Source organism: Acinetobacter sp. YH12128 (assembly GCF_013418655.1).
GTDB lineage: Bacteria > Pseudomonadota > Gammaproteobacteria > Pseudomonadales > Moraxellaceae > Acinetobacter > Acinetobacter amyesii.
On the sequence record NZ_VPBO01000002.1, the window covers coordinates 24,413 to 36,936 of the forward strand.

Consider the following 12,524-nt stretch of genomic DNA (forward strand, 5'->3'; position numbering starts at 1 on the left):
TTAAAGCTTACCTTTATTCATCGACCAGCGATCAAAGTAGCGACGTCCTACTCCAAAAACACCTAAGAAAATAAACATCGCGCCGAACTGACGACTAAAGCCAGATTGGTTATAGCTGCCATAGGTTAAAATATTGTCGACTAAACAATATAGGGCAATGACAATGACCCAATGCCAAAGGGGAAGTTGCTTGATGGAAACTGCATAGAATGCAATCCACATGATGACAAAGCTGAAAACAGTCGACCAGACATTTAAGTTGGCGCAAATCACAGCAAGTAAAAATGCAGTCACTGGAATGACAATTTTTAAGACACGATCGACGCGAAGCTGATGGCGTTTTTGCTCTTCAAGAACTTCAAATAATTGATCTTGATCAGAAGTGCTCATAGAGGATCCTTTCATCTGCCGATTATAAAAACACTATATTTAACAAAAATTATTCACGAAATGCCATGGTATTATAGCAGCCATAAAAATCTTCCTGAGAAAAAACACATGCACAGCATCAGTGGGATCATCTATCTCATTTTGGCCGCTTGTTTATTGCCATATGTATTTACATTTATTGCGAAACGAGCTGCAGGCTTTAAGTCGAGTGATAATCAAAATCCACGTGAAGTTTTAGCGCGCTCTACAGGATTGGCGAGCCGCGCACATGCAGTGCAACAAAATAGTTTTGAAAGTTTACCTTTATTTATTGCGGCTATTCTAATGGCCGAATACATGGTGATTCATCAACAATACATCATGACCTTTGGGATTGCCTATCTCGTTTTACGCGTTATTTATGGGCTATGTTATTTAGCCAATTGGGCAACTTTACGTTCAATTATTTGGACCTTGTCGATGTTATGCCCAATTTGTCTGATGTTATTGGTCATTAAATTAAGCTAAATGTTCTGCTTGATGATTAAATTATCAGCATGATCGCTAAAATCACAAAAAAAGCGATAAAACCGTTATAATTGTGCCGGATTAAAAGATTTAACTTTGTTTAAAGAGTGATGCTATGAGCTACAGCAATATCCCAGCGGGTAAAGATGCACCAAACGACATCTATGTCATTATTGAAATTCCTGCAAATGCAGCACCAATCAAATACGAAATCGATAAAGATTCTGATGCGTTATTTGTAGACCGTTTCATGGGTACTGCAATGTTCTACCCAGCGAACTATGGTTATGTTCCAAATACATTATCTTTGGATGGTGACCCACTAGACGTACTTGTGGTAACTCCACATCCAGTAGAGCCAGGTTCTGTAATTCGTTGCCGTCCTGTTGGTAAATTGAACATGGAAGATGACGGTGGTGTTGATGCAAAACTCGTTGCGGTTCCACACGACAAATTGACTCCGCTTTATAAAGATGTTCAAGAATATACAGATCTTCCTGCATTATTGATCAATCAAATTGAACATTTCTTCCAACACTACAAAGACTTAGAACCTGGTAAATGGGTTAAGTTAAGTGGTTGGGAAGGTGCTGATGTTGCTAAACAAGAAGTACTTAGCTCAATTGAAGCTTACAAAGCTGCGAACAAATAATATTGTTTTAAGCTGAGCATCGTTTTTATATAAAAACGATGCTCATAAAAAAACCTGCACAGTGTGCAGGTTTTTTTTCGCTATCTTAGACTAGCTGCGAAATTAAAATAATTTCACAGGGATGTCTAAGAATACACGTAATTCATTGGTGTCAGCCATATATACGTCATTGTATGCTTGGTCTGCACGGTAGTGTGAATAACGTAAACGAAGGCTAGCATCTTTAGCAAAACCTGATTGAACAGTATATTTCACTTGGTTAAAGAATTCGCTTTCTTTAGCATCGTCTGATGTCTCTACACCATTTTTAATAGTTTTGATATCCCAGCCGTATACATAAGCAGTCGTCCAATTTAAACCTGGCACGCCGTAATCAGCAAAGTTTAAGTTGTATTGAACTTGTGCCGATTTCTCATGGTTACCAATAAAGTCAGAAAGGTACGAGTTGGCTACATAAATAGATTGCGCACCGTCAGCATTGCTACCATAGTCATAACCTGTGTTACCAGTATTTTGTTGGTAAGCCAGCATGACTGAGTGAGCGCCTTGATTTAATGTACCTGCCAATGACCATAGATTGTTGCTTCGGCCATCTACATTTGTATCACCAAGTGATGAAGAATAGGTTGAAGCTGCTTTGTCCCATTCTGTGTGATAACCACTAAAGTCTAAATTTAAAGAGCGTTTTTCAGCTAACGGAATAGTGTAATTAGCATTAATGTAATGACGATCCAACGCATTTTTGCTATCTAAGCCATAGTAAGATGCATTAAGTTGGTCGTTAAACTTATATTTTGCACCCCAAACCACAGCACGATCTAGATCGTTACCGTCAGAATTAATTTGGTCTGAATATTGGTTTTTAGTGAATTTACCAGCAATAACTTCTAGATTTTCAACTTCATGGCTTGTCGCTAAAACGCCTGTGAAGTATTCAGGTACCATACGTGCTGTGTTTGACGCAAGCACTGGAATATCAAGAACTTGGGTGCCATATTCAACAGTAGTATTTGATACTCGAGCTTTAACACTTGCGCCACCACGTGCCCAGTGATCATACGCTGAGCCGTCGTTATGTTGTGGAATCATGCCATTACCAGCATGTTTGTTTTCACCGATTTTAAATGAACCATCGCCTACAACATTGGCACCAAAGCCAACAACACCTTGAGTGAAGCCTGACTCTAATTTCACGATTGCTGATTGTGCAAAAGAACTTGTATCGTCACCGCGATTTACATCTTGTTTATCGCGTTTAATGTAACCTGTACGGAATAATACAGAGCCTTCGGCATCTTCCACAAAGCCTTTAGATTCGCTTTGTTCGCTAGCAAAAGCAGTAGAAATAAGAGCAGCGTTTACTAATACTGCAAGTGTTAGTTGTTGAGCTTTAAGCATTGGGAGAGAGCCTCATGCAAATTTGGTTAATATGTAGTGCGATTGTATATTTTTTCTTAAAAAAATCACTATTTTTAATGCGCTTATTACACTAAAGTTAGAAAACATTCAGATCATCGGTCAATCTGTAATAAGCAAATATTTCGTATGTTATTGTTGTTTAACAAATAGTTTATTTAAATTGAATATATATTAAGCTAAAGAGAAGTTTATTCATTGCTTATCATAAAAAAATATAAAAAATGATAAAAACTTTCATTTAACTTGCTGATTTATCATTACTCTTCGCGACAATTTGTGCTGAATCTAAATTGGTATTTTGATCAAAAAGTATAAAAACTGCTGAGGTGCATGGCATCAATGTTCAGGCTAAGTAAGCACTGTTGGCGTATTTTTAGTAAATAGAGAATGACTTTTAGCGAAGTCGTCAGAAATGTTTTCCTTAAAAATCTAGCTCAATAAAAGATGATAATAATCGTGATAAATACATATAAATTAAAACATTAAATCATTGTTAAAGACTGGAACACGATAAAAGATATTTTATGAATCAAAAGCTTATTTTTTACTATTTTATATAATCTTACCTTTGTTTTTAAATGATTTAATTGATCAAAATAAGAAAAAAGGGGCTATACAGTGCCGTAAAATCGATTAAAATCGGCGCTAAATTTTACTCAACCCAATCCACGATCGATCCGATGTGGGGACTAAACATGATTCAATTTTATAAAAAAGCAATTTTAAGTATTTTAGTGACCCTAGGTACAGTCCCTGCATTTGCAGAACAAACTGAACAAGCCACAACTGCACAAGGGAATTGGTCTGGAAGTTTGGGCGTGGTAAACAAATATGTGTACCGTGCGAGTGAAGAAAATGATCAAGCGGCATTACAAGCCGGACTTGAATATGCACACAACAGTGGGCTGTTCGCGGGCTATTGGGGTTCTACACTCAACTATGACCCTACGAACGACAGTCAGTCACATGGTTTTGAACATGATTTCTATGTTGGATATGGACGTGAACTGAATGAAGATTGGAGCTATAAGTCACAAGTGATGGCCTATGTCTATCAAGGTGGCGGTTCAGTGTATAACGACGACCGATCTGAAAAGCGTCGCACAACGGGCGTCGAATTTATTCAGGACATAAGTTATAAAGATTTAACTGCAAGCATGGCTGTATTGTTGTCTGATGTTAATTATGGCAACGCAGGTGATGTATATCTGAATGCTACTTATAGCTATGCATTACCTTATGATGTTTCATTAAATTCATCGCTTGGTGTTTCTGTTTTTAATGACAGTCGTGATGACAGCCTATTAACAACTACAGAAGATGTGGTGTTCACTGAAGCACGTTTGGGCTTAAGTAAACCGATTGCAGATACTGGATTTGAAATTGCTGCTGACTATGTATGGGGCGGTAAAGATCGTGAAGGCGAGGAATTAGACGATAACGTTGTGGTTGGATTGACCTATTCTTTCTAACATTAACGAGTTGATCGTATTCGGTCATATTTTTGAAAGTGCATAATGGTGATTGTGCACTTTTTTTATGCATTTTTGAGATCGGTGTTGAAAAAATATACTCAAAAAAGCGCATTTTTAAAATCCTGTTACAACTATCAACCTAAGGATTTAAATAATCTGAATAGTTGATAATCTGCATTCTAAAAAAAAATTTAGAGAAAAATAGTTAAATAGAGTAATTAAAAAATAACAAATAAAAACAGTATCTTATATGTTTTATGAAAGCCAAAATCGTGACCTTTATAAAAAAAATATGTGTATATTTTTAAACATGGCACAGCGCTTGCTAATACCTCATTGAGTTCAACGAAATAACCAAAAAATACGTCGTCGCACGATGTGGGGGAACAAACCATGAAATTTGCACTTAAAGCTTTATCAATCGCTGTACTAGGAGCAGCATCGACGTTTACATTTGCTGAAGCACCTGCTTCAGAGCATTCTGTATCTGGAAATATCGGCGTACTGTCTAGCTATAATTTACGTGGTATTACCAATGTGCCTGAAAATAAAGATGCGACAATCCAAGGTGGTTTGGATTATAGCCATGCATCAGGCTTCTATGCAGGTTGGTGGGGTTCAACATTAAACTATGTTGATGACCTACCGAATGGTTTTGAAAATGATTTTTATGCGGGCTATAACGGTTCAATTAATGATGATCTTGGTTACACAGCAGGTCTAACTTACTACTATTACTATGATATTGATACAAGTGATGCAAACGGTTTAGAAACAATGCTTGGGCTAAGCTATAAAGATTTTGGCTTAACAGCGCAAACTTTGCTTGAAGATGTTTCATGGGGTAATGCAGGTGATACTTATATCAAAGCATCATATAGCTATGCACTTCCTAAAGACTTCAGTCTAGATACCGCGCTTGGTTTATATGCATATCAAGATTCAGGTGATTTTGAAGATAATTTAGGAACAACAGAAAGCTTTGGTTTCCGTCACTTTGATATTGGTCTAAGCAAGCCTTTAGCAGATACAGGTGTTACCGCAAGCATGAATTACACAGTTGGTGGTTATGACCGTGCGGATGAAAAACAAAAGAATAAAGTCGTATTTGGTTTGAAATACGAATTCTAATTTTAAAGAGCATTAAAAATGGCGACCTTAGGTCGCCATTTTTTTAAGCATTGAGTTGGCTTCGATAGGACAGTGCTTCAGAAACGTGTTGAGCTTGAATGTGTTCACTTTGAGCCAAGTCGGCAATGGTTCTGGCAACACGTAACACCCGATGATAGGCACGCGCAGATAAATTCATTCTCTGCTGGGCTAACTGTAAAATATTCTGCGCAGTAGCATCCAAAACCGCTTGTTGCTCCAATTGCGTCGGCGTGAGCGCCATATTGGATTTTTGCTGACGTTCTATTTGTAACGCATAAGCTTGTATAACACGATGCCTAACCGCACTTGAACTTTCAACCTCTTGCGAACTTTGTAATTCATGCGCTGCCAGTGGCGGGACATCTATATGTAAATCAATACGATCTAATAATGGACCTGAAATACGGTTTTGATAGCGTTTAATACTTTCAGCACTACATTGACAGCGGCTGTCTTGGTTGAAGGCATAGCCACATGGGCAAGGATTCATCGCCGCAATCAGTTGAAAATTTGCAGGGAAAGTGATTTGACGAGAAGCCCTTGAAATCACAATTTCTTTGGATTCGAGTGGTTGCCGTAATACCTCCAACACTTTTCGATCAAATTCAGGCAGCTCATCTAAAAATAAAACCCCTAAATGTGCCAAGGTGATTTCACCCGGTTTAGGATTTGATCCTCCACCGACGAGGGCGATTGCAGACGCAGTATGGTGTGGCGCACGAAATGGACGTTGCCCAAAATGATGATTTGCACCTGCAATGGAATAAATACTCGCGACTTGCAAATTTTCTTGCATATCTAAGGGGGGCAGAATACTAGCCAAACGCGAGGCGAGTAGAGTTTTGCCTGTGCCCGGAGGGCCACGAAATAGTAGGGAGTGACCGCCTGCAGCCGCAATTTCTAAAGCACGACGTGGTCTGAGTTGACCTTTCACATCAGATAAATCAAAGGGATAACTGTGTTGATTGGCTGACGATGTCGAGGGATGGCTACTGATTAAGGCTGAACGACTTAAATGTTCACACACATCCTTAAGATGCTGTGCAGGAAAGACTTGGAACTCCGGCAGTTGTGCCGCTTCATCGGCATTGAGTGCCGGTAGAATCAGATGATGCCCGATATGCTGACAGGCAATGGCTATACTTAAGATGCCACTGACAGGTCGTAAATAACCATCGAGCGCTAATTCTCCAATAAATTCAAAACCATCTGCTGCATTTTCAGGAAGTTGTCCCGATGCGATCAGAATCCCTAAAGCAATGGCGAGATCTAAGCGAGAACCATCTTTGGGTAAATCTGCGGGTGCAAGATTAATGGTCAGGCGTTTGGTCGGGAACTGAAAACCACTATTAATAATCGCGGAGCGGACACGGTCTTTACTTTCACGGACGGCGGCCTCAGGTAGGCCCACAATGGTCAATGAAGGCAGACCTTGGCTGACATGAACTTCAACTTCAATTTGGGGTGCATTTAAGCCGAGCAAACCCCGAGTATAGATTTTGGCAAAAGACATATTATTGTTCCGTTATGGTGCATTATTTTTAATCGTTATGCGTCTTTTGTTGCACTAAAAAGGTGCTTATTTTTTGTTCTGAATTTTTTGTTCGAGTTCTTCGACGTGTTTCAACAATTCATTTAAACGTAAATTGGCATTATTCAGTGCAGTACGTTGGCGTTCGATTTCTTCTTTCGATACAAGATCCATTTTGCTCACAGCTTCGTTAAGTAAGCTGCGAAGGTTATGTTCGATGTCTTTTTTCGGTTGATCGATTTGTTCTAATATCGCTTGTAATAAGGTTTCAATCATTGTTTAGACCATCCTCAGTGAATTGGTGGCAGCAGTTTAACATCGCCACATTCATGACCATAGTGCTTTCATTTAAATATGCGTTTAATCGATCAGTAAAATCGTAATTCTTCTAGTAAAAACGTCTATTTTTATAAGCATACGCAAGATTATCCGTATAAAATAGGTTATAAAGAAATCTCATGCTGGGCTGACTATTTTCCCCCGACTGTAGTCATATTGGCATGAAAATTGAACATAAAACCTTACAGGTGAAATAAGCCGAAGGAAAACAAAACATGAAGCTCGTAACTGCAATTGTAAAACCTTTTAAATTAGATGACGTGCGTGAAGCACTCTCTGAAAATGGTGTTCAAGGGATCACTGTCACTGAAGTTAAAGGCTTCGGTCGCCAGAAAGGTCACACTGAACTTTATCGTGGTGCTGAATATGTGGTTGATTTCTTACCAAAAGTAAAAATCGAAATCGCAATCAGTGATGAAATGGTCGATACCGTAATTGAATCAATTACTCGTGTTGCAAGCACAGGAAAAATTGGCGACGGTAAAATTTTTGTAAGCAATCTGGAACAAGTCATCCGTATCCGTACTGGTGAAACAGGTGCAGATGCCGTTTAAAAAATTGGCATGAAGTTTGCTGAGTAGCTAATAACTCAGAAAATCAGGTCGGGGGATACGAATGAAAAAGATGCTAATTGCACTCGGCTTGTCCAGTGCACTTTTAGGTGGTTCTGTTGCGTGGGCTGAAGAAAGCGCAACAGCACCTACAGAAGAAGTCACAGTAGTTGATACTGCAAATACAACAACGCTAAATACAACAGAAGCTGCAGTTCCAGTTGAAGCAGCGCCAGCACCTGCAGAACCAGCACCTACAGAAGAAGAACCTAAGCTCGATACAGGTGATACAGCATGGATTTTAGTGTCCACTGCACTTGTTTTACTCATGACAATTCCCGGTTTAGCATTATTTTACGGCGGTATGGTCCGTAAGAAAAATGTACTCAGCACCATGGCACACAGTTTCGTTGCGGCAGGTGTTGTGAGCTTAACGTGGGTGATTGTGGGTTATACCTTAGCATTTGGTGAAGGCAATGCCTTTATCGGTAGCTTAGACAAATTTATGTTGTCGGGTATCACTACAGAAGCGTTGACGGGTACGATTCCAGAGATTCTTTTTGTTATTTTCCAAATGACATTTGCCATTATTACCGTTGCCATTATTAGTGGTTCGATTGCAGAACGTATGAAATTCGGTGCTTTTGTTGCGTTCATCGCAATTTGGAGTGTCGTGGTTTATGCACCAATTACTCACTGGGTATGGGGCGGTGGTTGGTTAGGTAACGACGGTGCGCTTGATTTTGCGGGTGGTACAGTAGTTCACATCAACTCGGGTGTTGCGGGTCTCGTTGCAGCGTACATGCTTGGTAAACGTATGGGGCTTGGCCGTGAATCTATGGCGCCACATAACCTAACTTTAACCGTCATCGGTGCAAGCCTTGTATGGGTAGGTTGGTTTGGTTTCAACGGTGGTTCTGCACTGGGTGCAAATGGTTCGGCTGGTTATGCATTGGTGGTAACACAAGTTGCAGCAGCGGCAGCAGCAGTGGCATGGTTAATTACTGAAAAAGTGGTTCGTGGTAAAGCGTCTGTCTTGGGTGGTGCTTCTGGTGCAGTAGCAGGTCTTGTGGTGATTACACCTGCGGCAGGTTTCGTAACAGTTGGTGGTGCTTTAGCGATGGGTCTGATCGGTGGTGTGGTTTGCTTCTGGGGGATTACTGCGCTGAAACGTGCGTTGAAAGCGGATGACTCTTTGGATGCGTTTGGTCTACATGGTGTCGGTGGTATCGTGGGTGCGATCCTTACAGCATTCTTTGCCAGCGAATTCATCATGGGTGATAAAGCACCGAGCGACTTAATGCATCAATTATGGGTTCAAGTCGAAGGCGTACTAGCGACTATTGCTTACTCAGCAGTGATGACATTCATTATCTTGAAAGTGATTGATCTAGTGATTGGCATCCGTGTTGAAGCTGATGACGAACGTATGGGTCTAGACTTAAGTCAACATGGTGAACGTGTAGAATAATAAGATCACAGTAAATCAATATATTGTGTAAAACAGCCCGAAAGGGCTGTTTTTTTTCCATATCTAGCGTAAAGCTCTACAAATTTCAAAATTTTTGCTACACTCTAAATCCATTCGGATTTGTTCAATTTAACCGCTATGCATTGTCCATTTTGCAACGCTGAAGACAGTAAAGTGATTGACTCACGTCTTGCTGCTGAAGGCTGTCAGATACGCCGCCGCCGTGAATGTATTAGTTGCGGTGAACGTTTTACAACTTTTGAAAGCTATGAAGTGGTGATGCCGCGTGTCATCAAGTCTGATTCAAAGAGTGAACCTTTTGATGAAGCCAAGCTCCGCCGCTCGCTCATGCATGCCTTGCAAAAGCGTCCAGTAACGCAAGAGCAAATTGAAACGGTACTCAGTGATATTCAATTGCAAATTCGCCGTTTGGGTGAACGTGACGTGAAATCACGCACCATTGGTGAAATTGTCATGCAGTCTTTGTTTGCTTTAGATCATGTGGCTTATGTACGTTTTGCTTCTGTGTATCAAGACTTCCAAGATGTAGAAGCTTTTCGTCGTCAAATTGAACAAATGCAGCAGCGTGAGCACTAATGCACATCTGCTTCCATTTTTATCATGAGTGATTACATGTCTGAGTTAGATCAAGTGCCTTTGCAGCAGCATCAACAGTGGATGCGGCGTGCAATTGCATTGGCACAGCAGGGGCAATACAGCACTCGTCCCAATCCCAATGTGGGCTGTGTAATTGTCAAAGACGGTCAATTGGTTGGTGAAGGCTTTCATCCCAAAGCGGGTCAGCCGCATGCCGAAGTCTTTGCAATGCGTGATGCAGGTGAGGCCGCACGTGGCGCAACCGCTTATGTGACTTTAGAGCCTTGCGCACACTATGGACGTACGCCACCTTGTGCCAAAGGTTTGGTAGAAGCAGGTGTTGCTCAAGTCGTTGTAGCATGTCCCGATCCGAATCCATTGGTTGCGGGTAAAGGTGTACAAATCCTACGTGATGCTGGCATTGAAGTGATCACAGGTATTTGTGAAGCAGAAGCGCATCAATTGAACTTGGGCTTTTTAAAAGCCATGGCGACGGGCATGCCTTATGTCCGGCTCAAAGTCGCATCGAGCCTGGATGGGCGTACTGCCATGGCCTCGGGTGAGTCTAAATGGATTACCGGTGCAATGGCGCGACAAGATGTACAGCATTGGCGTGCGATATCAGGTGCTGTGATTACTGGGATGGAAACAGTATTAGCAGATGATTGCTTACTCAACGTACGTCAACTCGATGATGCTGTTGATATGCGAAGCGTGGTTCAGCCGAAACGTATCGTGCTAGATCGCCAAGGCCGCTTGCCATTAAGCGCAAAAATATTGCAGCAACCTGAAACCGTGATGGTCATGGGGCCATATCGTCAGGAACTTGCTGACTTGGGCGTGGTACAATTTGAAATTCAGCCTTTGGCCGATCTGTTAGCAGCATGCGTTCAACAGTTCCAAATTTATGATGTCCTTGTGGAAGCCGGTGCGACACTTTCGACCGCTTTCTTACAAGAACATTTGATCGATGAAATGATCAGTTATGTTGCACCGACCTTGTTGGGTCAGTCAGCACGTGCGATGTTTAATGCGGAATTTGACCGCATGGCAGAGCAGCTTCGATTTAAGCTGAAAGATGTCACTCAATTGGGTGATGACATTCGCTTAAGGTTAATCCCTTCTCAAGAGACGCTATGAATTCAGAGTCTACGGTTTATCACAAACGTCGTCATGCGGCTCGTACCACAGACGAATATCTTTTCCATCAGTTGGTTCCTTATTTGGGAAACAAACGCCGCCTATTACATCTGATTTTAGAAGCACTTGAGCAAACGGGAACCTTAAAACGCGAAGATGGTCGTGCGCCGATATTTGCTGACTTTTTTGCAGGTTCGGGTGTGGTGTCACGGTTGGCACGTCAAAACGGCTATCGTGTTATTGCCAATGACTGGGAACCTTACAGTCATGCCTTGAACAGCGCAATTCTCTCTTGTGTTGAAGCACCAGCTTTTAAAGAGTTGGGTGGCTATCAGAAAGCGATTGATTATCTGAACCGTTTGCCAGAAGTTAAAGGTTGGGTGACCCATAACTTGTGTCCACGTAATGATGAAATCTACGATCCTGCACGTGACCGTTTATTCTTTAAACGTCGTAACGGCATGCGTATCGATGCGATTCGTCAGCAAATTGCAACTTGGCAGGCTCAAGGCGCGATTGATGATGTGGAAATGAGTGCTTTATTAGCGCCGTTATTGTATTCAGCAAGTTTTGTCAGCAATACCAGCGGTGTATTCAAAAGTTTCCATCATGGTTGGGGCGGTAAAACCCAAGCAGCCTTGGATCGTATCGGTTCTTTGTTATGGCTGACTCCAAGTCGTTTTTGTGAAATTGGTGATCCGAAAAAACCCGCCGCTGAAATGTGGTGTGTCGACGCACAGCATTTGGCTAATCAAATGAGTGGCTTTGAAGTGGATGTGGCTTATCTCGATCCACCGTATAACCAGCACGCTTACAGCAGTAACTACCATGTGTTGAATGCTTTAACGTTATGGGATCAGGTGGATTTACCAACACCAGACACCAAAGGCTTTAAGAGCGGAATCGATCGTGCATGGCGTAAAGAACGTCCAAGTCCATATAATTCTTCGAAGCATGCGAAAGAAGCTTATGAAAAATTATTAGAAACCATCAATGCACGTTACATCCTGACGAGCTATTCAACCGATGGTAATATCAGCGCCACAGATTTGTTACAAGCCAATTTAAAACGTGGCCGAGTAAGCTTATTGACGCAAGATGTACCACGTTACCGCGTGAGTAAGCAGCGTCAGTCTGAACGTGCACGCGTACTAGAGTTTATTGTCATCACGGATACGCATGCCAAATCAGGTCCACCGATCCGTCAGTTGTTGAGTCAATTGCACCATTTTGCAGAATTGGGTGGTGTCGATACCTCTGGTGTGAGTACGCAACTTGATTTGTGGTAAAAATCATCGCC

At 41.4% G+C, this 12,524-nt stretch carries 13 protein-coding genes; 9 read left to right on the forward strand and 4 right to left on the reverse strand.

The window, feature by feature from the left end:
• Positions 1-390 (reverse strand): hypothetical protein, encoded by a 390-nt coding sequence (locus FTU64_RS01710; protein ID WP_078189471.1) that lies wholly within the window; start codon positions 388-390, stop codon positions 1-3.
• A 108-nt stretch (positions 391-498) separates the two neighbouring features.
• Here FTU64_RS01710 and FTU64_RS01715 point away from each other — a divergent pair, with 108 nt between their 5' ends.
• Together FTU64_RS01715 and ppa are read left to right on the forward strand one after the other, a co-directional pair.
• Entirely contained in the window at positions 499-897 is a 399-nt protein-coding gene (locus FTU64_RS01715) for an MAPEG family protein (protein WP_078189470.1), read from the forward strand.
• 115 nt (positions 898-1,012) lie between these two features.
• Positions 1,013-1,549, forward strand: coding sequence for an inorganic diphosphatase (gene ppa / locus FTU64_RS01720; protein WP_078189469.1), 537 nt, complete (start codon positions 1,013-1,015; stop codon positions 1,547-1,549).
• Positions 1,550-1,651: 102 nt separating this feature from the next.
• Here ppa and FTU64_RS01725 read toward each other — a convergent pair whose 3' ends face one another.
• Positions 1,652-2,947 carry an OprD family outer membrane porin gene (locus FTU64_RS01725; protein ID WP_180059113.1) on the reverse strand — a complete coding sequence of 432 codons (1,296 nt, stop codon included), beginning with the start codon at positions 2,945-2,947 and terminating at the stop codon, positions 1,652-1,654.
• A gap of 716 nt (positions 2,948-3,663) precedes the next feature.
• Between FTU64_RS01725 and FTU64_RS01730 the strand changes: the two genes are divergently transcribed.
• Positions 3,664-4,440: a TorF family putative porin gene (locus FTU64_RS01730; RefSeq protein ID WP_180059114.1), complete on the forward strand. Its 777-nt coding sequence runs from the start codon at positions 3,664-3,666 to the stop codon at positions 4,438-4,440.
• 396 nt (positions 4,441-4,836) lie between these two features.
• Positions 4,837-5,574 carry a TorF family putative porin gene (locus FTU64_RS01735; protein ID WP_180059115.1) on the forward strand — a complete coding sequence of 246 codons (738 nt, stop codon included), beginning with the start codon at positions 4,837-4,839 and terminating at the stop codon, positions 5,572-5,574.
• A gap of 43 nt (positions 5,575-5,617) precedes the next feature.
• Here the strand turns inward: FTU64_RS01735 and FTU64_RS01740 are convergent, their stop codons facing one another.
• Together FTU64_RS01740 and FTU64_RS01745 are read right to left on the reverse strand one after the other, a co-directional pair.
• The gene (locus FTU64_RS01740) at positions 5,618-7,108 is read right to left on the reverse strand and encodes a YifB family Mg chelatase-like AAA ATPase (RefSeq protein ID WP_180059116.1); all 1,491 of its coding nucleotides are present in this window, start codon (positions 7,106-7,108) and stop codon (positions 5,618-5,620) included.
• A gap of 66 nt (positions 7,109-7,174) precedes the next feature.
• The gene (locus FTU64_RS01745) at positions 7,175-7,402 is read right to left on the reverse strand and encodes an accessory factor UbiK family protein (RefSeq protein ID WP_168378234.1); all 228 of its coding nucleotides are present in this window, start codon (positions 7,400-7,402) and stop codon (positions 7,175-7,177) included.
• A 278-nt stretch (positions 7,403-7,680) separates the two neighbouring features.
• Between FTU64_RS01745 and glnK the strand changes: the two genes are divergently transcribed.
• The 5 genes from glnK to FTU64_RS01770 all read left to right on the forward strand — a co-directional run bounded on the left by glnK (position 7,681) and on the right by FTU64_RS01770 (position 12,513).
• On the forward strand, positions 7,681-8,019 hold the full coding sequence (gene glnK / locus FTU64_RS01750; protein WP_067763174.1) for a P-II family nitrogen regulator: 339 nt from the start codon (positions 7,681-7,683) through the stop codon (positions 8,017-8,019).
• 61 nt (positions 8,020-8,080) lie between these two features.
• Positions 8,081-9,487: an ammonium transporter gene (locus tag FTU64_RS01755; protein ID WP_180004703.1), complete on the forward strand. Its 1,407-nt coding sequence runs from the start codon at positions 8,081-8,083 to the stop codon at positions 9,485-9,487.
• Between the two features lie 138 nt (positions 9,488-9,625).
• The gene (gene nrdR / locus FTU64_RS01760) at positions 9,626-10,084 is read left to right on the forward strand and encodes a transcriptional regulator NrdR (RefSeq protein ID WP_067763170.1); all 459 of its coding nucleotides are present in this window, start codon (positions 9,626-9,628) and stop codon (positions 10,082-10,084) included.
• 36 nt (positions 10,085-10,120) lie between these two features.
• On the forward strand, positions 10,121-11,224 hold the full coding sequence (ribD, locus tag FTU64_RS01765; protein WP_180059117.1) for a bifunctional diaminohydroxyphosphoribosylaminopyrimidine deaminase/5-amino-6-(5-phosphoribosylamino)uracil reductase RibD: 1,104 nt from the start codon (positions 10,121-10,123) through the stop codon (positions 11,222-11,224).
• Positions 11,221-12,513 (forward strand): DNA adenine methylase, encoded by a 1,293-nt coding sequence (locus tag FTU64_RS01770; RefSeq protein WP_078189462.1) that lies wholly within the window; start codon positions 11,221-11,223, stop codon positions 12,511-12,513. The genes ribD and FTU64_RS01770 overlap by 4 nt, the downstream gene beginning before the upstream one ends.
• Positions 12,514-12,524: the final 11 nt, after the last annotated feature.